Source organism: Streptomyces gilvus (assembly GCF_022513565.1).
GTDB lineage: Bacteria > Actinomycetota > Actinomycetes > Streptomycetales > Streptomycetaceae > Streptomyces > Streptomyces gilvus.
In genome coordinates this window covers 227,080-246,115 of sequence record NZ_JAKWBE010000008.1, presented here as the reverse complement: position 1 = coordinate 246,115, position 19,036 = coordinate 227,080, and the positions used below count along the sequence as shown (strand labels likewise).

General features: G+C 72.1%; 17 protein-coding genes and 3 pseudogenes. 12 read left to right on the top strand and 8 right to left on the bottom strand.

The window, feature by feature from the left end; genetic code table 11:
- Positions 1 to 49 precede the first annotated feature (49 nt).
- The 3 genes from MKW14_RS15575 (at position 50) to acs (ending at position 3,851) form a co-directional block, all read left to right on the top strand.
- On the top strand, positions 50 to 1,018 hold the full coding sequence (locus MKW14_RS15575) for an MBL fold metallo-hydrolase (protein WP_240863136.1): 969 nt from the start codon (positions 50 to 52) through the stop codon (positions 1,016 to 1,018).
- Positions 1,019 to 1,191: 173 nt separating this feature from the next.
- A complete protein-coding gene (locus MKW14_RS15570) occupies positions 1,192 to 1,839 on the top strand; it encodes an acetate uptake transporter (RefSeq protein ID WP_240863135.1) in 648 nt (215 codons plus the stop codon).
- Positions 1,836 to 3,851 (top strand): acetate--CoA ligase, encoded by a 2,016-nt coding sequence (gene acs / locus MKW14_RS15565; RefSeq protein WP_240863134.1) that lies wholly within the window; start codon positions 1,836 to 1,838, stop codon positions 3,849 to 3,851. Before MKW14_RS15570 ends, acs begins: the two co-directional genes overlap by 4 nt.
- A 16-nt stretch (positions 3,852 to 3,867) precedes the next feature.
- Here the strand turns inward: acs and MKW14_RS15560 are convergent, their stop codons facing one another.
- Together MKW14_RS15560 and MKW14_RS15555 are read right to left on the bottom strand one after the other, a co-directional pair.
- A complete protein-coding gene (locus MKW14_RS15560) occupies positions 3,868 to 4,353 on the bottom strand; it encodes a GNAT family N-acetyltransferase (RefSeq protein WP_240863133.1) in 486 nt (161 codons plus the stop codon).
- Positions 4,350 to 4,766 carry a RidA family protein gene (locus MKW14_RS15555; protein ID WP_240863132.1) on the bottom strand — a complete coding sequence of 139 codons (417 nt, stop codon included), beginning with the start codon at positions 4,764 to 4,766 and terminating at the stop codon, positions 4,350 to 4,352. Before MKW14_RS15555 ends, MKW14_RS15560 begins: the two co-directional genes overlap by 4 nt.
- Before the next feature lie 618 nt (positions 4,767 to 5,384).
- Between MKW14_RS15555 and MKW14_RS15550 the strand changes: the two genes are divergently transcribed.
- The 3 genes from MKW14_RS15550 (at position 5,385) to MKW14_RS15540 (ending at position 9,003) form a co-directional block, all read left to right on the top strand.
- A complete protein-coding gene (locus MKW14_RS15550; RefSeq protein WP_240863131.1) occupies positions 5,385 to 5,798 on the top strand; it encodes an FtsX-like permease family protein in 414 nt (137 codons plus the stop codon).
- Positions 5,799 to 5,962: 164 nt separating this feature from the next.
- A complete protein-coding gene (locus tag MKW14_RS15545; protein WP_240863130.1) occupies positions 5,963 to 7,840 on the top strand; it encodes an FUSC family protein in 1,878 nt (625 codons plus the stop codon).
- Positions 7,841 to 8,028: 188 nt separating this feature from the next.
- On the top strand, positions 8,029 to 9,003 hold the full coding sequence (locus tag MKW14_RS15540) for an SMP-30/gluconolactonase/LRE family protein (RefSeq protein ID WP_240863129.1): 975 nt from the start codon (positions 8,029 to 8,031) through the stop codon (positions 9,001 to 9,003).
- 176 nt (positions 9,004 to 9,179) lie between these two features.
- On the opposite strand, the pseudogene MKW14_RS15535 reads toward MKW14_RS15540, so the two are convergent.
- A pseudogene (locus MKW14_RS15535) lies at positions 9,180 to 9,344 on the bottom strand (endonuclease/exonuclease/phosphatase family protein); the annotation flags it as partial.
- A gap of 43 nt (positions 9,345 to 9,387) precedes the next feature.
- Here MKW14_RS15535 and MKW14_RS15530 point away from each other — a divergent pair.
- The 3 genes and pseudogenes from MKW14_RS15530 to MKW14_RS15520 all read left to right on the top strand — a co-directional run.
- A pseudogene (locus MKW14_RS15530) lies at positions 9,388 to 10,065 on the top strand (cytochrome P450); the annotation flags it as partial.
- Positions 10,064 to 10,186, top strand: a pseudogene (locus MKW14_RS15525) (DUF899 family protein); the annotation flags it as partial. The pseudogenes MKW14_RS15530 and MKW14_RS15525, both read left to right, overlap by 2 nt.
- Before the next feature lie 260 nt (positions 10,187 to 10,446).
- Positions 10,447 to 10,632, top strand: a complete 186-nt coding sequence (locus MKW14_RS15520) for a DUF8839 family protein (RefSeq protein ID WP_207929725.1) — start codon at positions 10,447 to 10,449, stop codon at positions 10,630 to 10,632.
- A 6-nt stretch (positions 10,633 to 10,638) separates the two neighbouring features.
- Here MKW14_RS15520 and MKW14_RS15515 read toward each other — a convergent pair whose 3' ends face one another.
- From MKW14_RS15515 to MKW14_RS15505, 3 genes are all read right to left on the bottom strand, one after another.
- Positions 10,639 to 12,501: an ABC transporter ATP-binding protein gene (locus tag MKW14_RS15515; RefSeq protein WP_240863191.1), complete on the bottom strand. Its 1,863-nt coding sequence runs from the start codon at positions 12,499 to 12,501 to the stop codon at positions 10,639 to 10,641.
- Positions 12,502 to 12,736: 235 nt separating this feature from the next.
- Complete coding sequence (locus tag MKW14_RS15510; RefSeq protein WP_240863128.1) at positions 12,737 to 13,177, bottom strand: hypothetical protein; 441 nt, start codon at positions 13,175 to 13,177, stop codon at positions 12,737 to 12,739.
- Entirely contained in the window at positions 13,168 to 13,833 is a 666-nt protein-coding gene (locus tag MKW14_RS15505; RefSeq protein ID WP_240863127.1) for an ATP-binding protein, read from the bottom strand. Before MKW14_RS15505 ends, MKW14_RS15510 begins: the two co-directional genes overlap by 10 nt.
- A 227-nt stretch (positions 13,834 to 14,060) precedes the next feature.
- Here MKW14_RS15505 and MKW14_RS15500 point away from each other — a divergent pair, with 227 nt between their 5' ends.
- Both MKW14_RS15500 and MKW14_RS15495 read left to right on the top strand, forming a co-directional pair.
- Positions 14,061 to 14,921 carry a Sco1979 family transcriptional regulator gene (locus tag MKW14_RS15500; protein WP_240863126.1) on the top strand — a complete coding sequence of 287 codons (861 nt, stop codon included), beginning with the start codon at positions 14,061 to 14,063 and terminating at the stop codon, positions 14,919 to 14,921.
- Complete coding sequence (locus MKW14_RS15495) at positions 14,922 to 15,176, top strand: DUF397 domain-containing protein (RefSeq protein ID WP_240863125.1); 255 nt, start codon at positions 14,922 to 14,924, stop codon at positions 15,174 to 15,176.
- Positions 15,177 to 15,302: 126 nt separating this feature from the next.
- Here MKW14_RS15495 and pdxR read toward each other — a convergent pair whose 3' ends face one another.
- Positions 15,303 to 16,835, bottom strand: a complete 1,533-nt coding sequence (pdxR, locus tag MKW14_RS15490; protein WP_240863124.1) for a MocR-like pyridoxine biosynthesis transcription factor PdxR — start codon at positions 16,833 to 16,835, stop codon at positions 15,303 to 15,305.
- A 47-nt stretch (positions 16,836 to 16,882) separates the two neighbouring features.
- On the opposite strand from pdxR, the gene MKW14_RS15485 reads away from it, so the two are divergent.
- The gene (locus MKW14_RS15485; RefSeq protein WP_240863123.1) at positions 16,883 to 17,383 is read left to right on the top strand and encodes a carboxymuconolactone decarboxylase family protein; all 501 of its coding nucleotides are present in this window, start codon (positions 16,883 to 16,885) and stop codon (positions 17,381 to 17,383) included.
- Positions 17,384 to 17,417: 34 nt separating this feature from the next.
- Here MKW14_RS15485 and MKW14_RS15480 read toward each other — a convergent pair whose 3' ends face one another.
- Complete coding sequence (locus MKW14_RS15480; protein WP_240863122.1) at positions 17,418 to 18,905, bottom strand: glutamate synthase subunit beta; 1,488 nt, start codon at positions 18,903 to 18,905, stop codon at positions 17,418 to 17,420.
- Positions 18,906 to 19,036: the final 131 nt, after the last annotated feature.

Below are 19,036 nucleotides of genomic sequence, written 5' to 3'. Positions count from 1 at the left end.
GTCATGGGTCGGGATCCCGCGCGTGGGCGGCTGCGGGTGGTTGAGCACAATGATCGGCATGAACCTTCCTGACGGACTCGCCCCTGTGGCCGACGGGCTGCATCTGTGGGCTCCCGCGCACACCGGCACCTGGGGCTTCGCCAACTGTCTGCTGATCACCTCGGGGGAGGAGGCGGCGCTCGTCGACACCCCGTACGACCGGGTGATGACCGAGGCTCTCGTCGCCGCCGCCGGGTCGCTTTTGCCTGCCGGTGGCGTACGGATCATTGTCAACACGCACGGCAATGGGGACCACACCTTTGGCAACGGCTGTTTTCCCGGCGCCGAGATCATCGCCACCAAGGCCGGCGCCGAGCATCTGTGTCATGAGCCGTCGCCCCAGCAGATGCACTTCCTGACCCATCAGACACCGGCCGACCAGCCGCTGGGGTGGTACGCGCGCCGGCACTTCGGGCGCTATCGGTACGAGGGGGTCGAGGCCGTTCCTCCGACCCTTACGTTCTCCGGGCGGCACGAGTTGGCCGTGGGGGACATTCAGGTCGAGCTGATCGAGGTGGGGCCCGCGCACTCGGCTGGGGATCTTGTCGTTCATTTCCCGGGGCGTGGGGTCGTGTGTGCCGGGGATGTGCTGTTCGCGGGCGACCATCCCGTGCACTGGAACGGGCCGCTCGCCAATGTCGTCGCCGCCTGCGAGGCGATTCTGGCGCTGGAGCCGGAGGTGGTGGTGCCGGGGCACGGGGCGGTGATGACGCCTCGGGACGTCCAGTGCTATGTCACATACCTTCGGGAACTGGAAGCCTTGATCCACAGCCGGCATGCGGCCGGGTTCTCTGCTGATGAGGCCGCCGCGGACATCCTCGGTAGTGGGTTCCACGATCAGCTGGGGCTGCCGGAGCGGATCGTCATCCTCACGGCCGTGGAGTACCGCCACCTCGACGGCGACACCGGGGAGCCGGACCTGGTCGCGCTCGCCGCGCGGGCGGCGGACTGGGCGTACCGGAACCGCGGCGACGACTAGAGATCGGTGGCCGGGGAACCCGGTGATCCGCCCCCGACGACGCCGGACGACCGTTCGTCGCACAGTCGGCACCGTTCGCCGATTGCCGGCTGTGGGTGCGGCGCCTGCACGCCATAGGTGGTGCCTACAATGGATCTCACAATCTTGTGATCTGGATCACAGGAGGAGACGCAATGAGCACTCCGACCACCGAACAGGCCAAGATCGCGGACCCCGGCCCGCTCGGCCTCGCCGCCTTCGCCGCGACGACGTTCGTTCTCAGCACCTTCAACGCGAATCTCATCACCGACAAGACACTGGTCGCCGTCGTCCTGCCGCTCGCCCTCTTCTACGGCGGGCTCGCCCAACTCCTCGCCGGTATGTGGGAGTTCCGCAAGGGCAACACCTTCGGCGCCACAGCGTTCGGGTCCTTCGGCGCCTTCTGGCTGTCGTACGCGGCCTACGCGAAGTTCGTCGCACCCGGGCTGCCGGCGGCCACCGCGCACCAGGCCAGCGGGCTGTTCCTGCTGGTGTGGGCGGTGTTCACGGTGTACATGACCGTCGCCGCCACGCGGACGACGGGGGCGATCCTCGCCGTGTTCGTCACGCTGTCCGCGACCTTCATCGTGCTGTGCGTCGCCGACTTCGCGCAGTCGCCGAACACCGTCAAGGCCGGCGGCTGGCTGGGTCTGGTCACGGCCGTGTGCGCCTGGTACGCGTCCTTCGCGGGCGTCACCAACTCCACGTACGACCGTGCCGTCATGCCGGTCTGGCCCAACCTCGGTGAGCACCTGCGGCCGCACCGCACGCACCACCGCGGTCCCTTCGGAGCCCACGCATGACCGACTCCGGTGGCGAAACACTCTCCAACCTGCTCCGTGAGGAGCGACGGTTCCCGCCGCCCCCGGAGCTGGCCGACGCGGCGAACGCCACCGCGGCGGACTACGAACGTGCCGACACCGACCGTCTCGCCTTCTGGGCCGAGGCGGCCGGCCGGCTGGACTGGGCCCGGCCCTGGGACGAGGTCCTCGACTGGAGCCGTGCCCCCTTCGCCCGCTGGTTCGTCGGCGGGCGCCTCAACGCGGCGCACAACTGCCTCGACCGGCACGTGGCCGCGGGCCGCGGGGACCGCGTCGCCTTCCACTGGGAGGGCGAGCCCGGCGACACCCGCACGATCACCTACGCCGAACTGACCGCCGAGGTCTGCCGGGCGGCCAACGCCCTGCGGTCGCTCGGCGTCGGCACCGGCGATCGGGTGGCGATCTACATGCCGATGATCCCGGAGACGGTGGTGGCGATGCTGGCCTGCGCCCGCATCGGCGCCCCGCACACCGTGGTCTTCGGCGGCTTCTCCGCCGAGGCCCTGCGCGGCCGCATCCTCGACTGCGACGCGCATGTGGTGATCACCGCCGACGGCGGCTACCGCAGGGGCAGCCCCTCGGCGCTGAAACCGGCGGTCGACGAGGCACTGCGCGAGTGCCCGGACGTACGCAGCGTGCTGGTCGTCCGGCGCACCGGGCAGGACGTCGAGTGGACCGACGGCCGGGACGTGTGGTGGCACGACCTGGTGGACGGACAGCCGTCCGAGCACGAGGCGGAGGCGTTCGACAGCGAACACCCCCTGTACATCATGTACACCTCGGGTACGACCGCCCGCCCCAAGGGCATCCTGCACACCACCGGCGGCTATCTCACCCAGGTCGCCTGGTCGCACTGGGCGGTGTTCGACGTCAAGCCGGAACGGGACGTGTTCTGGACAGCGGCGGACATCGGCTGGGTCACCGGCCACTCGTACATCGTCTACGGACCGCTGGCCAACGGCGTCACGTCCGTGATGTACGAGGGGACACCGGACACCCCGCACAAGGGCCGCTGGTGGGAACTGGTCGAGAAGTACCGTGTGTCCATCCTGTACTGCGCGCCGACCGCGATCCGCACCTTCATGAAGTGGGGCGCCGACTTCCCGGCCGAGTTCGACCTGTCGTCGCTGCGGCTGCTGGGCTCGGTCGGCGAACCGATCAACCCGGAGGCGTGGATCTGGTATCGCAAGCACATCGGTTCCGACCGCTGTCCGGTCGTGGACACCTGGTGGCAGACGGAGACCGGCGCCCAGATGATCAGCCCGCTGCCGGGTGTGAGCGTCTGCAAGCCGGGTTCGGCCCTGCGCCCCCTGCCGGGCATCGCGGCCGACGTCGTCGACGACACCGGCAAGCCGGTGCCCGACGGCTCCGGCGGCTACCTGGTCCTGACCGAACCGTGGCCGGGGATGCTGCGCACCATCTGGGGCGACGAACAGCGGTACATCGACACGTACTGGTCGCGCTTCGCCGGGACGTACTTCGCGGGGGACGGCGCCAAGAAGGACGAGGACGGCGACATCTGGCTGCTCGGCCGGGTCGACGACGTCATGAACGTCTCCGGGCACCGCATCTCCACCACGGAGGTCGAATCGGCCCTCGTCTCCCATCCGATGGTCGCGGAGGCCGCCGTGGTCGGCGCGACCGACGTGACGACCGGGCAGGGCGTCGTGGCCTTCGTCATCCTGCGCGGGGACGCGGCTGCGGCGGGGGCCGGGGCTGGGAACGGGGCCGGTGCGGCCGGTGCGGACGAGGTGGCGGCCGCGCTGCGCGCCCACGTCGCCAAGGAGATCGGCCCGATCGCCCGGCCGCGGCAGATCCTGGTGGTCGCCGAACTGCCCAAGACCCGCTCCGGCAAGATCATGCGCCGCCTGCTGCGGGACGTCGCCGAGAAACGGGACCTCGGGGACGTCACGACGCTGACGGACTCGACGGTGATGGACGAGATCCGGGAGCGGCTGCCCTCGGCCGGCTCGGCGGGAGGTGAGGAGGAGTAACCGCGGGGCCCTGTGGTCAGGGGCGCCATAGGTACCGGACATCCGGCTCCCGCTCCTCGTTGCCGCTGCCGTCCGTGTAGGCGACGGCGACGAAGCCGTGCCGTTCGTAGAACCGGTGGGCGGGTTCGTTGACCTGGAAGGTCCACAGGGCCAGCCCCTGCGGTCGGCGCTCCTTGGCCAGCCCCACGAACCGGTCCCCGAGGCCGCGGCCACGCCAGTCGGGGGCCAGGTGGAGCTGGGACAGCTCGTCGTCGGCGAGCACCATGACCCCGACGATCCCGTGCCCGCCCCCGGCGTCCGCGACCCAGGTCTCCCGGAAGGGCACCACGACGTCCCGGAAGTAGCCGCGCACCTCGTCGGCGGACCGCGGGCTGACGACCGTCGGCAGCGCGGCGGCGAAGGAGGACAGCCAGACGTCGGCCGCGGCACGGGCGTCCGGGGCGGCGGCACGCCGCAGGACGACGTCCGCGTCGAGGGGGAAGGGTGCTTCGGCGCGGGTCACGGGCGGCCGTCCCCGTCCGGTACTACGGCGGTCGCGGTGATCTCCACGAGTTGCCCGGTGTACCCGAGGCAGGCCACGCCGATGAGGGTCGACGAGTGCGGCCCCGTACTGAGCCCGGACGCCTCGACGACGTCCCATACGGCGGACAGTACGGCTGGTTCGGCGGCGACGACGTACACGTCCGTCGCCACGACATGCGCCAAGTCGGAGCCGACCGCCCGCAGTTGCTCTTCCAGATTCACCAGCACCTGCTCGGCCTGCCGCACGGGGTCCCCCTCACCCACCAAGGCCCCCTCCGCGTCGAGCGGCACGGCCCCGGCGAGAAACGCGAGCCGCGTGCCTGCCTCGACGACGGAGGCGTGGGAGTAACGGGGCGGCGGAAAGAGCCCGGGAACGGTGACACGACGGATCACGGGGGTGACTCCTGGGGGCGATGTGGGGGACGGAGAGGAGGACGACACGGAAGGCGCTGCGGCGAGGTTGGACGACTCACCGATGGTCCGGTCCCCGGCCGGGCTCCGCATCTGGTTTTCGTTGCCCTCCCCGGTCGGCCCCGTCGCGATCCGCGCCAGCACCTTCCGCCGGATGCGCCGTATGACGGCTCTCGCCGCGTCCGGTCGCCGAACTTCCGCCGCCGAAGCGGCCCTGAACGCCTCACCGCGCTCGACGGACTCGACCCGCTCGACGGCGTAGAGGCGGATGGGCGGGGCCGTACGGGAGCAAGGGTGGGCGCGGACCGCATCGGGCTCACCGAGAAGGCGCCGCACCATCCCGCCGGTCCAGCCACGCGCCCGCAGCCGAGCCGACGACACATACGCCTCTCCCCGCCCCGCATGATCCTCGTCGCACGAAGTCATCACGACCTCCCCCGTCGTAACGCTGAGTGATGACTCCATTGATACAGCGCCCCACTGACAACGCCCCGGCTCTCCACAACCGAACGGGGAGACGCGATGACGTGACGGGATGACGGGATGACGTGACGGGATAACTGTTCGACACCCCCATTCCCAGTCGCCAGGCTGGCTGTCATGCCCGCCCTCACCGACTCCGCCTTCCTCGACTCCACGGTGGCCGCCGTGCTGCTGGGTGCAGTGCGGGCCGCGGACAGTGTGCGGGCGCGGATCGGTCAGTTCGCCGTCCTGCGGATCCTCGGCTCCGGGCGGCCCGAGGTGCGCGGAATCCTGCTCGGTGAAGCCGTGCTCTCCGGGGGAGCGGCGGGCCTGGTCGGCGTCGCCGTCGGCACGGGGCTCTCCCTCGTGCTGACCGGCCCGCTCAGCGACACACTGGGCTTGCCCATCGCCGTCACCGACGCCTTGCCCGGACCGGCGTGGGTTGCCGCGGCGCTGCTCCTGCCCGCCTTCGGACTGGCCGTCGGCACGCTCCTCGGCAGTCGTGAAGTCCTGCGCCAGGACCCGTATCTCACAGCCCGGGCGCACGGCTGACTTCGGTTGCGTTCATAAAGAACACGGTCTTTCCCGGCATCGTCACATCCCGGTAATACAAGCGGCTCAGACCCCGCACCTGCGCGATCTACCGTGGACGACCCCGCCCGCCCCGGCCACCGTCGCCCGAAGGCGTACCCCGCCCTCGTCCGGACAGGAGCCCCGTGTCCCGTACGTTCCTCGCTCTGCCCCCATGGCTCGCACATGCCTTTCGCGCTCAGGGCGGACCTGTGCCGTGGAGTGCGGTGGCCCGGGGTGCGCTGTCCGCGGGGCCGCTGCTGCTTTTCGCCGTGCTCGCCGACCGCACCCCGCTCGGTGTCATCGCCGCGATCGCCGCGATGCTCGCCGGCATCAACGACCGTCCGGGCAGTCGGCGGGTGTCCGTCATGAGGATCGGTGCGCCCGCGCTGGCGGGCGGCGGCGGGCTGCTCGTCGGGACGTACGGCGGGCAGCACCTCGGTGCCCTCGCCCTGACCCTGCTTCTCACCTGCGTCGGGCTCGTCGCCGGAGGCATCAGTGCCGTCGGGCCCGTCGCCTCCGGTGCCGGTACCCAGCTGCTCGTCGCCACCGCCGTCGGGGCCGGAATGCCGGGGCCCACGCCCGGATGGCTGCGGGCCCTCGCCTACCTGGGCGGCGCCTGCTGGCTGCTCGCGCTGCGGCTGGCGCTGCCCACGCCCGGCGCCACCGCCGGTGACTTCCGGTTCGACGGGGAGCGGGACGCCGTCGCCGCCGTGTACGACGCCGTCGCCGACCTGCTCGACGCTGTCGGGGGCGAGGAGGCCGTCGGACGGCGAGAAGCCCTCACCGCCGCCCTCGACCACGCCCAGGACGCCCTCTCCGGGCCCCGGTTGCGGAGGTACGCCTCCTCCGCGGCCGAACGGCGACTGCACGCGCAGTACGCCACCGCGCTGCCGCTCGCCGAGGCGGCGACCGCGCTCGCGTGGGCCGGGGAGGCGGTCGGCGGGCGGACGTCCGAGGGGCCACGGCGGCTCGCCGCCGCCGTACGGGAGAACACGCCCACCGGGCCGCTGCCCGCGCCGCACCGCTCCGCCCCCGCGCTGCGCGCGCTCGACGACGCCCTGCTGCACGCCGCCGACGCCTTCGACCGGGGGAGCGCCGGTGATCTGCACACCCGCAGGCGGACCGCTGCGAGTGTGCTGCGGCTCGTCCTCGGGGCCGGTGGGCGGGAGTACGGGCTGCGGGTCGCCCTCTGCTTCGGGGCCAGCGCCGCCGTGGCGCAGTATCTGCATCACGCCCGCTGGTACGGGCAGCACTCCCACTGGTACTGGCTCCCGGCCACCGCCGTGTTCCTGGTCAAGCCGGACCTCGGGCCGCTGGTCTCCCGGGTGCTGTGCCGGGCCGCCGGGACCGTGCTCGGCGCGCTGGTCTTCGCCGGGTTCGCCGCCGTGCTGCCCCAGCCGGAGGGGCTGATCCTGCTGGTGGCGGTGAGCGGCGCGCTGATCCCCGTCTCCACCCGGCACTTCGCCGCGCAGACCGCCGTCGTGACCGTCCTCGTCCTCGCCCTCGTCATGGTCGGCGGGGAGCCGCAGGCCTCCCTCAGCCGGATCGGGGAGACGCTGCTGGCCTGCGCGATCGTGCTGGTCGTGGGTCATCTGCCGATGCCGGGGCAGCGGGGCGGGGGAGTGCGGTCCCGGCTCGCGGCGGCGGGTGCGGCAGCGCAGGCCTACCTCGGGCATGTGCTGAGCGAGGCCCCACCGAGCGGGCGCGGCGGGGGCAGGTCCGACGACCGTACCGTCCGGTGGGCCCTGCGCCGGGAGGCCTACCGGCGGCTCGCCGAGGCCCGTACCGCCATCGCCCTGGCCGCCGCCGAACTCCCGCCGCTCGCCCGGCACTCGGAGGGCGCGGACGCTGTCGTCGCCGCCCTCGAACGGCTCGTGGACGCCACCACCGCCTGCGCCGTCCACCTCGACGACTCCGGTCGGCTCATGCCCCGGGATGCGCGCCAACTGACAGCTCTGCTGGATGAGTTGGGGCAGCAGCGGAGTGGAGTACGGCTGTCCGGACTGCCCTTGGCCGGATAGCGCCGGACACGGCGGTTCCGGACGGTGCGGCGGACTGCGGCGGACCGGGCCGCTGGGGCAAGCGGCCCACAGGACGTCGGCCGGTCGGGCGATTTCCCGGCCGGGGCAGCCACCGTCGCCGCGCGGCGACGCGCACGCTGCGTCTGGCGCCGCATCCGGTGCGCCGTGCCTCGTACCAGGAGAGACCCATGCCCCGATTCCCGCATCTGGCCGGTGTCGCCGCGGCCGCCCTCGCCCTCGGCGCGCTCGCCGCGGCGCCCGTGCCCGGTACCGGACCGACCCTGTCCCACCCGCGGATCGTCGCCCACTTCGACCTCGCCGCCGGACAGACCCCCGAGAACATCGCCCTGGAACCCGACGGGTCGGCCGACCTGACCTTCGCCTTCGCCCGGCAGGTCGCCAACGTCACCCGGAGCGGCGACACCCGGATCCTCGCCACGCTGCCCGCCGAGGCCCACCCGAACACGCCCATCATCCAGGCGGCCATCGTCCTCGGCATCGCCCGCGCCCACGACGGCACGCTGTACGTCAACTACGCGACGGGCACCAACAAGACGGGCATCTGGCGCATCGCCCCCGACGGCCGCCGGCCCGTGCAGATCGCGAGGCTGCCCGAGGACGGGCTGCCCAACGGTCTCGCGCTCGACGAGCGTCGCGGTGTGCTGTACGCGGCCGACTCGGTGCTCGGAACGGTCTGGCGCGTGCCGCAGGGGGGCGGCAGGCCGGTCGCGTGGGCGCGCGGGACGGCGCTCGACCCGGTGCCGGGCGCAAGCGGCTTCGGCGTCAACGGCATCAAGGTCCACAACGACGGCGTATGGGTGTCCAACACCGACCGCGGGACGCTGCTGCGCATCCCCGTCCGCCCGGACGGCTCGGCGGGCCGGATCGAGACACGGGCGACCGGACTCGACGGCATCGACGACTTCGGCTTCGTCGGACGGCGCGGGGACACCGTCCTCGCCGCGCTCAACACCGACAGCGAGGTCGCCCTGGTCCGGCCCGACGGCGGCCACACCATCGTGCTGACGCAGCGGGAGGGACTGTCCAACCCGACCTCCGTGGCCGTGCGCGACCGGCTCGTCTACGTGCCCAGCGCCGCGTACTTCACCATGAAGGACCCGAACCTGCTGTTGGCCCATCTGGACCAGCACCACGCTCGCTGAGCGATCCGCCGGAAGCGCCGCGGTGTGCCGTCGGCCGTCCGCGGCGTCCTCGTGACGGGTGGGTGCCCCGCCGCGGAACCGCAGCGGAGGTCACCAGGTCCGCTCGGCCCGGCGGCCGGCCCCTGGACGGAGTCCTGACCGGACGGCGGCCCGATCGGGGACCGTCGCCCGTCTTCCACTCGCACCCACACCGGTACGTGGTCCGAACCCGGTTGGCCGCGCCGCTGAGCCGGGTCCGGGCCCACCGACGGCAGGCGCGGGGTGTCCTCGCCGGGCATGCCCGTGCCGGCCGCCGTCACGCGGTGGACCGGACGGTGGCTGAGCAGCATGTGGTCGATCAGCCGGGAGGGCCGAGCAGGATCTGCGTGGTCGCGGCCCGCACCACAGCCCGGTGCCGCCAGGGAGGCGGTGGTGGCGATGCTCGGCTTCTTCACCCGGCTCCTCGCCGACAAGCGCGCCGAGCCCGCCGACGACCTGCTGTCGGACCTGATCGCCGTGCGCGAGGAGGGCGACCGGCTCAGCGAGGACGAGTTGATGTCGCTCGCCTTCCTCATCCTCTTCGCGGGTTACGAGAACACGGTCCAGCTCATCGGCAACGCCGTGCTCGCACTGCTGCAGCACCCTGACCAACTCGCAGCCCTGCGCCACAACCCCGATCAAGTCGCCCTGGCCGTCGAGGAGTTCGCCCGGTTCGAGACCCCCGGATCGCTGGCCATCCGGCGTTTCCCGGTCGAGGACGTCACCATCGCCGGCGTCACCGTCCCCGCCGGCGAGACCGTCTGGGTCTCCCTCGCCTCCGCCAACCGCGACCCCGCCCGCTTCCCCGACCCCGACCGGCTCGACCTCGCCCGCGACACCTCCGGCCACCTCGCCCTCGGCCACGGCATCCACTACTGCCTGGGCGCACCCCTGGCCCGCGCCGAGACCGAGATCGCGGTGACCGCCCTGCTGGAACGGTTCCCGGTGCTCGCCCTCGCGGACGGCGACCTCCGGTGGCGCCGCTCGCTGCGCGCCCGCGGCCTGGTCGCGCTCCCGGTGACGTACGCGCGGAAGAACTCCTGAGAAGGCCGCCACGCGCGCGCGTGGCGGCCTCAGCGCCGAGCGACGGCGGCTGCCCATGGTCGAGGTGGACAAGGAGGACGTCTTCGAGGGCGGCGACGGCAAGGCCGACCCACTGCGTCTTCGAGCGCGGGCTCGACGGGCTCGGCCCGCCCACGACGTTCATGGATCTGACCGTGCTGGGCCGGCGGGAGATCCCCCTTCGTCATCACGATGAGTGCGAGGACCGACACAAAAAGTGAACGATATCGCCGTAAAGTGACCGGATCCTCACACTCCGCGTTGAACAAGTGTCAACTACGTCTCAGTCCAGCAACTGAGCGAGGCTTTCTCGACCGCCAGGGCGTTAACTCCTACAAGTACAACGCTTTCTGGAGGTGCGAGATGGTGAACGGGCGAACAGTGCTCGAACGCTTTCCCGCAGGTGGGCCGCGAGGCTCGTGGCCGGCGGAGGAGTTCGCGCACGCGCGACGACTGGAAGGACTGCCCGCCGAGGTCGTCATGGACCTCGCGACGGACACGTTCCTGGTGATCGTGCGCGGGGACACGGCCGCCGACGCGGTCGCCTGAGCGGCGTCAGCCCGCCTTCGGGGCGGGCACCGGCGCGCTGAACTGCTCCGCCTGGAGCGCGTACAGCTCCGCGTAGATGCCCCCACCGGCCAGCAGCTCCTCCGGGGTGCCGGACTCGGCGAGCCGGCCCTGGTCCAGGACGTGCACCAGGTCCGCGTGGCGTACGGACGCCAGCCGGTGGGTGATGAGGATCACCGTCTGCCCGCCGGAGGCCAGGGCGCGGATCTTCTCGAAGACCTCCAGCTCGGCCCGTGCGTCCAGCGCCGCCGTCGGCTCGTCCACCACCAGGATCCGGCCGCGCCGATAGGCCGCCCGCGCGATCCCGAGCCGCTGCCACTGACCGCCGGACAGCTCGTGCCCGCCGCTGAACTGGCGGGCCAGCAGGGTGTCCAGGCCGCGCGGCAGATCGGCCACCACCTCCTCGGCGCCGGCCTCGGCGAGCGAGGCCGCCAGGCGTTCCTCGGTCAGCGGGGCCGAGGAGCGGCCGATGGCCACGTTCACCCGTGCGGTGAACGGCCAGCGCTTGAAGTCCTGGGCCACCATCGCGATCCGCTCGGCGAGCTGGTGCCGGTCCGCGGTCGCCGTGTCCACGCCGTCCCACAGGATCCGGCCCGCGTCCGGGGTGTAGAGGCCCGCCAGCAGCTTGACCAGGGTCGTCTTGCCGGAGCCGTTCTCCCCGACCAGCGCCACGATGCGGCCCAGGGGCAGGGTCAGGGTGACGTCGTCGAGGGCGGGACGGGCCGACTCACCCGGGTAGCGGAAGGTGACGTTCTCGAAGCGGATCTCCCGGGGGTCCTCCGGCAGCGGGTCGCCGCCGACCGGGATCGCCCGTGCGGCCGCCTCGACGTACAGCTTTTGCATGTCGCCCACGAACAGGGCCTCCTCGTGGAGCGAATTGACCGCCAGCACCATGTTGTCCAGGCTCGCCGACCCGGTGCGGATCGCGATCACCGCGGTGCCTGCCACCGACAGCGCCATCGCCCCGCCGAGCAGCAGCCCGACGAGCGTCGCGTACGTCGCCACGGTCGCGAGCCCCGTCCAGGCCGCCGCTATCAGCCCGGTGCGCGCCGCCAGCCGGGCCAGCCGGGCCTGCTCCGTCTCCGCGGTCTCCGACATGGCCCGGAAGTGGCGCAGCAGGAAGGGGCCGACGCCGTGCACGCGGATCTCGGGAGCCGCCGCGGGCTCGGTCAGCAGGCTGCTGATCAGCTGTCCGGCCCGCGCGTGCTGCACCCAGGTGTGCCAGGACTCGTAGCGCCGCCGCGCGTTCGTCAGCGCACCCCACGCGCTGGGCAGGGTCATCGTCACCAGCAGCGGAAGCAGCGCCGGATGCAGCACGGTCAGCACGCCCGCGGCCGCGATCAGCGAGATCAGCGCGTTGATCGCGCGGGTGGCGTACGAGATCATCCGCCGTGCGGATCCGGCGCCGTACTGCGCGGTGTCCAGCAGCTTGTGGAAGGCGTGGTCCTCGATCGCGGCCAGCTCCACGGCCGCCGCCCGCTCCAGGTACAGCTCGGTGGCCACCCGCTCCACCTTGGGCTCCAGCCGCCCGGTCGCATACGTCGACGCGGCCCGCAGCAGCGTCCCGACGAGCATGACGGCGGCCATGGCGGTCAGCACGGGTACGGCGCCGCGCAGCCGTTCCGCGATCGCCCCGCCGGCGATCAGCCGCCCCAGCACGCTGTTGACGGCGAGCAGGCTCACCGCCTGGGTGACGCCCCGGCCCGCCTCGGCGGCCAGCACGATCCGCGCCGCCCGGCGGTCGGCCTGCCAGGCCAGCCGGAAGCTGGAGCCGAGCAGGGCCGGCAGCCGCGTCACCATGGCCCGGAAGTTCAGCTCCAGGAACGCGTCCCGGTGCTGGTTCCAGCCCATGTCGTACCGCAGCGGGCCGCCGAAGAGCAGTTGCTCCGACTCGGAGACCCCACCGCCCGCCGACTCACGTTTCTTCACCACCGCCGGCCTCCCCCGATCCGCCTGGCACGCCGCCGAACGGCCACTATCGCGGGCTCACGGCCCGGCGGGCAGGGCGCAGGAGGAAGAAGGGGGAGCGCGCGGGCGTACGCCACCCGGGCGGCCCGATGTTTACGCAACCATGATGCGGTCGTGGCTACGCGGTGACCGGACGTGACCAGGTGGGCGTCGTCCCCGTCACCCGGCACACGGCCAGATACAGCGGGATCGGCGGGGTGTAGGGGAGTGTGCCGTCCGGCTTGTGGATCAGGCCGGGGACCGCCGGGGCGTCCGGAACAACCGCCCCGGCGGCGTACTGGGCGGGGGCGGGCCACTCCAGGGCGTAGTCGGAGTCGGACGGGACGAGCCACCACCAGTGCGCCTCATCGGCGTAGACGCACCCCACGCGTGGCAGCCGGGGCAGCACCAATGGGCCGAAAGGGGCCGGCACCGCCACCGCGTCGCATCCCAGGGGAGCCGTCATCCCGTCCGGTACGGGCAGTCGCCGGGGCGTGCCCGACGCGTGCAGCCCGCGTTCGAGGCGGACCAGCGTGTCCAGGTTCAGCACCCGGCGGCCGGACGCGGCCCTCAACCCCATGTGATCCCCGTCCCCTGCGTACCGTGGTGCGCGTCCGGCTCGTCCTCGTCCCCCGTGCCGTCGGCCGGTCCCGGCTTGGGGCGGGCTCCCCAGCCCAGGTCGTTGTACGGCTCGTGCGCCGTGCGGCCCTGACGTGTGCACGGCCCGCAGTCGTGCCGCGGCTCGTCCGCCTGGCGCGGCAGCTCCGCCCAGACCAGCAGCCCGGGTCCGTGTTCGTGCGCTCCCCACGCGTGACAGAGGGCGTCGATGAGAAGCAGTCCCCTCCCGTGCTCCTCCTCCGGCCGAGCCGGCGACGGGTGGGGCGCACCCGGCGCGCAGCCCTCGTCACGCACGGCTATCCGCACCAGGTCCGTGCCGTCGTGCAGTTCGCACACGATGTGGCTGCTCGCGGTGTGGACCAGTGCGTTGGTGACCAGCTCGGTGACCACCAGGGCGGCCGTGTCACAGATGTCCTCGCACACCGACCAGCCGTTCAGCCGGGCCTTGGTCAGATGTCTGGCCTGCGCGGGAGAGCCCGGATGCGCGGCCAGCTCGAACCGGAACCGGCGCTCGGCAGCGGCCCCGGCGGGGCCTGCCCCTGCGGCGGCACCGAGGCTGTGGGGGTGGCCTTCGGCAGCGTCTGTTCCTAAGGGCGCGGACGGAATCACGCTTGCCACTATCGCCCTGCCGTGGACACTTGGCAAGTGTCACTCTGAAAAATGCAGAGTGCGGTGTGACGTTGTGGAAGGGCGTGGCACACTGCTCGCAACAGCACGTCGAGCGGCGCCAGTTGAGATCAACGAAGATCGGTACCGAACCGTACGGATCTTCGAATAGGTCTTCGAATGGCGCCGCATGGCTGTCAGCATGCTTTTTCGGACCCGTCGACCAGTGGAGGTGGAGCGTGAGCGAGCCACGGTCCGCGCCGACGGTCGGTCAGGTCGTCCTCGGCCGACGCCTGCTGGACCTGCGGGAACGCGCGGGGCTCAAGCGCGAGGAAGCCGCCAAGGTGTTGCGCGTCGCCCCCGCCACGGTCCGCCGTATGGAGATGGCCGAGGTCGCCCTCAAAATCCCCTACCTCCAGCTGCTGCTGAAGTCCTACGGCGTCTCCGACGAGGAGGCGGAGACCTTCGTACAACTGGCCGAGGAGGCCAACAAGCCGGGCTGGTGGCAGCGGTTCCACGACATCCTGCCGGGCTGGTTCTCGATGTACGTCAGCCTGGAGGGAGCGGCCAGCCTCATCCGCTCCTACGACCCGCACTTCCTCCCCGGACTGCTGCAGACCGAGGACTACGCGCGCGGGGTTCTCACGTCGGGCGCCATCGGCCAGACCAAGCCCGAGGACATCGAGCGCCATGTCGCGCTGCGCATACAACGCCAGGAACTGCTCACCCGTCAGGACGCGCCCCGATTCTGGGCCGTGTTCGACGAGACCGCGCTGCGCCGCCCCGTCGGCGGCCCGGAGGTGATGCGTGCCCAGATCGACAGACTGCTCGAGGCCACGAAGCTGCCCAATGTGACGCTGCAGGTCGCGCCGTTCCTCAACGGCCCGCACCCGGGCACGTTCGGGCCCTTCGTGCTGTTCCGATTTGCCATGTCAGAACTGCCGGACATGGTCTACAGCGAGTACCTGACCGGCGCCGTCTACCTGGACGCGCGCGCCGAGGTGGCCACCCATCTCGAGGTCATGGACCGCATGGCGGCGCAGGCCGCTACGGCACATCGCACGAAGGAGATCCTCCTGGATCTCCGCAAGGAGCTGTGAATGGATCGCATCAAGCCGCGCAAACACGTCTACAACGGCATGCCCGCGCGGGAGTTGGGCAGCGAGGGCTGGCACAAGCCCTGGAGCGGCGGCAACGGCGGCAACTGCCTGGAGGCGATGAAGCTCGCCGACGGCCGGATCGCCGTCCGCCAGTCCACCGACCCGGACGGCCCGGCGCTGATCTACACCACCGACGAGATGACGGCGTTCATCGAGGGTGCCAAGGCGGGGGAGGCCGACTTCCTGCTGTTGTGAGCCACTGAACTGACGTGGCATTGCATTGTTGGTTGCTGAATTGACGGGTGCGTTAATCATGGTTGAGATCGACACAGGCAAGCCGTATCCGACCCGGAAGGGTCGCAGGCCCTAGCTTTCCGAGGGTCAGGTGCCGGGCGCGTGCGGTGGCAGCGCCCGGCACAGTGCTTCCAGGGCCGCCGCGTACGCGTGTTCCGGGGGCGTCGCACAGCCCACGACCAGTCCGTCCCCGGCGTCCATGTCCGTCTCCGGGTGCCGGAACGCGGCCAGTCCGTCCAGGGCGACGCCCTGCCGGGCGGCGGCCTCGACGGCGGAGCGCTCGGTGCCGGGCGGCAGCCGCAGCACCGCGTGCAGGCCGGCCGCGACCCCGGTGACGCCGACCTGCGGCGCGTGCTCGGCGAGCGCCGCCACCAGACGGTCCCGGCGGCCGCGGTAACGCTGCCGCATCCGCCGTACATGACGGTCGTACGCCCCGCTGGTGATGAACTCGGCGAGGCTCAACTGGTCCAGGACGCTCGCCCAGGCCTCGCGCTCGCCCTTGGCCGCGAGCACGTCGTCGACGTACCGCTCCGGGAGCACCATCCAGCCGAGCCGCACGGCCGGTGACAGGCTCTTGCTGACCGAGCCGAGCAGGATCACCCGCTCCGGGTCCAGGCCCTGCACGGTGCCCACGGGTCTGCGGTCGTAGCGGAACTCCCCGTCGTAGTCGTCCTCCAGCACCACGCCCCCACGCGCGCGTGCCCAGTCGACCACGGCCGCGCGTCGCTCCGGCCGCAGCGGCCCGCCGGTCGGGAACTGGTGTGCCGGCGTGAGCAGCACGGCCCGCTCGCGCCCCAGCCGGTCCACGCGCGCCCCGTCCTCGTCCAGGGGCAGCGGTACGGTCCGTACGCCGGCCGCCGTGAGCAGTTCCCGGTGGAAGGGCAGCCCGTAGGCCTCCACCGCCAGCGGTCCGCGCAGCACCCGGCCGCCGAAGAGCAGCCGCAGGGCGTGCGCGACGCCGGAGCAGACCACGATCCGCCCCGGCTCGGTCCGTACCCCACGCGCGCGTGCCAGATACTCGGCGAGCGCCTCCCGCAACTCGATCCGCCCGGCGGGATCTCCCGGCCCGAACGCCTCGTTGGGCGCCTGCTGGAGGGCCCGCCGACTGCACGCCAGCCACGCCGAGCGGGGGAACGACGAGGCGTCGGGGGTGCCTTGACGGAGGTCGTGGCGGGGGGTGGGTGGGGTCGCTTTCGCGGCACGCACGCGTGGTGGCTGCGTTGGGGCACGTCCGTGGGGAGGTGCGGTGGTCGAGGCACGGGGGCAGGCGGGTGCGCCAGCCGACGTACGCGCGCGTGCCGGTGCGTCAACGGGCCATTTCCCGGCGTGTCGCAGCGGTTCCGCCCGCTGCGCGACCCGCGTCCCCGAGCCCTGCCGCGCGGTGAGCCAGCCCTCCGCGACGAGTTCGGCGTACGCGTCGGCGACGGTGTTGCGGGCGACACCGAGGTCCGCGGCGAGCGAGCGGTACGGCGGCAGCCGGGTGCCGGGAGCGAGCCGCCCCTCGCGCACCGCCTCGCGCAGCGCGGTGATGAGCGCGGCCCGCCGCCCGCCCGTCGCGGGCAGTTCCAGATGCAGGTCGGCCCCGATCCGCTCAGCCGAATTGACCCATGAATTCGCCACGGAAATGCACCCTATCGGGGGTCTTTCCGCTCCGTAAGGTGAAGCACATGACGACGAACACGACGGTTTCCCCCGCCACGGCGGCCCTGCCCGAGCATCCCCGCCTCGACTTCGCGAAGAGCGCCCCGAAGGTGTTCCGCGCGCTCATCGGCTTCGACACCGCCGCCCGAGAGGGCCTCGACCCGGCCCTGGTCGAACTCATCCAGATCCGCGCCTCGCACCTCAACCACTGCGCGTACTGCCTCCACATGCACACGAACGACGCCCGTAAGGCAGGCGAGAGCGAGGACCGGCTGCACATGGTCCCCGTCTGGCGCGAGGCCCGCCACTTCTTCACCGAGCGGGAACAGGCCGCCCTCGCGCTGACGGAGGCGGTGACCCTGGTGGCCGACGCCGGCGTCCCCGCCGACATCTACGCGCAGGCGGCCGCGCAGTTCGACGAGACCGAACTGGCCCACGTGCTGGCCCTCATCCTCACGATCAACACGTGGAACCGGGTGGCGCTGTCCACGGGCAAGGTGGCGGGGACGGACGAACGCCGCCGCTGAACCGCGCAGTTACCGCAGCAGCCCTCGCGGTTCGCTACACGGTCATCGGCCGGTCGTACGGCCCGATCGGCGCCGGCAGTCGCGAACTCCCCGTCAGATGGCGGTCGACCGCCGCCGCCACGGCCCGCCCCTCGGCGATGGCCCACACGATCAGCGACTGCCCCCGGGCGGCGTCCCCCGCGGCGAACACGCCCGGCACGCTCGTCCCGAAGTCCGCGTCCCGGGCGATCGTCCCGCGCGGCTCCATCGCCAGCCCCAACTGGTCGATCAGTCCGTCGTTCCGGTCCGGCCCGGAGAAACCGAGCGCGAGCAGGACGAGGTCGGCGGGCAGCGTCCGCCCGGTCCCCGGCAGCGGGCGCCGTCCCGCGTCGACCTCGACCAGGTGCAACGACCGCACATGCCCGCTGTCGTCCCCGGTGAAGCGGAGCGTGGACGCCGCGAACAACCGCACGTCCGCGTCCGCCTCCGGCGCCGTCTCCAGATCCCGCGCCTCCTCGTGCGCGGCCGACAGCCGGTAGATCTTCGGGTACGTCGGCCACGGTTCGGTGTCGTCGTCCCGCTCGGCGCCCGGCTGCGCGTAGATGTCCAACTGAGTGATGGACGCGGCCTCCTGACGCACCGCCGTGCCCAGACAGTCCGCCCCCGTGTCACCGCCCCCGACGATGACGACATGCTTCCCGGCGGCGGACAGGGGGGAGCTCTCCAGGTCTCCCTCGCACACCCGGTTGGCCAGCGGCAGATACTCCATCGCCTGGTGGATGCCGTCCAACTCCCGTCCGGGTATGGGAAGTTCACGCCACGCCGTCGCGCCGGTCGCGATCACCACCGCGTCGTACCGGGACCGCAGCTCCGCCGCCCCGACATCCCGCCCGACCGCCGTCGACGTACGGAACTTCGTCCCCTCGGTCCGCATCTGCTCGATCCGGCGCTCCAGATGGTGCTTCTCCATCTTGAACTCGGGGATGCCGTAGCGCATCAGCCCGCCGAGCCGGTCGTCCTTCTCGTACACGGCGACGGTGTGTCCGGCCCGCGTCAGCTGCTGCGCGGCGGCCAGCCCGGCCGGCCCCGAACCGATCACCGCGACGGTCCGCCCGGAGAGCCGGTCCGGCGGACTCGGCGGCGCGAAGCCCAGCTCCCAGGCCCGGTCGGCGATGGCCGCCTCGACGTTCTTGATGGTCACCGCGGGCTGGTTGATGGCGAGCACACACCCCGCCTCGCACGGCGCCGGGCACAATCGCCCCGTGAACTCGGGGAAGTTGTTGGTGGCGTGCAGCCGGTCCGCCGCCGCCCGCCAGTCGTTCCGGCTGACCAGGTCGTTCCACTCCGGGATCAGATTGCCGAGCGGACAGGCGTCATGGCAGAACGGTATGCCGCAGTCCATGCAGCGGTCCGCCTGCTTGTCGATGATGGGCAGCAGAGCCCCGGGGACATAGACCTCGTTCCAGTCCCGGACCCGCTCCGCGACCGGTCGGCGGGGCCAGTCCCGGCGAGGCGTGGTCATGAATCCCTTGGGATCGGCCATGGCCGTCTTCCTTGAGGTACGCGTGCGACAGGCCGTGCGTCTTCGGGCGGCACTCTTTCGGCCACGATACGACGTGTCGGCCCCGGTCGCAGAGGGACGGAAAGTGCTTTCCGTACGTGCTCTTCCGGTCT

Bases quoted from the DNA above. Each gene is read 5' to 3' on its own strand.
- MKW14_RS15485 (WP_240863123.1), top strand. From the start codon at position 16,883: ATGACGACGAACACGACGGTTTCCCCCGCCACGGCGGCCCTGCCCGAG.
- MKW14_RS15540 (WP_240863129.1), top strand. From the start codon at position 8,029: ATGCCCCGATTCCCGCATCTGGCCGGTGTCGCCGCGGCCGCCCTCGCC.
- MKW14_RS15510 (WP_240863128.1), bottom strand. From the start codon at position 13,177: ATGGGGTTGAGGGCCGCGTCCGGCCGCCGGGTGCTGAACCTGGACACG.
- MKW14_RS15550 (WP_240863131.1), top strand. From the start codon at position 5,385: ATGCCCGCCCTCACCGACTCCGCCTTCCTCGACTCCACGGTGGCCGCC.
- MKW14_RS15520 (WP_207929725.1), top strand. From the start codon at position 10,447: ATGGTGAACGGGCGAACAGTGCTCGAACGCTTTCCCGCAGGTGGGCCG.
- MKW14_RS15575 (WP_240863136.1), top strand. From the start codon at position 50: ATGATCGGCATGAACCTTCCTGACGGACTCGCCCCTGTGGCCGACGGG.
- MKW14_RS15480 (WP_240863122.1), bottom strand. From the start codon at position 18,905: ATGGCCGATCCCAAGGGATTCATGACCACGCCTCGCCGGGACTGGCCC.
- acs (WP_240863134.1), top strand. From the start codon at position 1,836: ATGACCGACTCCGGTGGCGAAACACTCTCCAACCTGCTCCGTGAGGAG.
- MKW14_RS15495 (WP_240863125.1), top strand. From the start codon at position 14,922: ATGGATCGCATCAAGCCGCGCAAACACGTCTACAACGGCATGCCCGCG.
- MKW14_RS15515 (WP_240863191.1), bottom strand. From the start codon at position 12,501: ATGGGCTGGAACCAGCACCGGGACGCGTTCCTGGAGCTGAACTTCCGG.
- MKW14_RS15570 (WP_240863135.1), top strand. From the start codon at position 1,192: ATGAGCACTCCGACCACCGAACAGGCCAAGATCGCGGACCCCGGCCCG.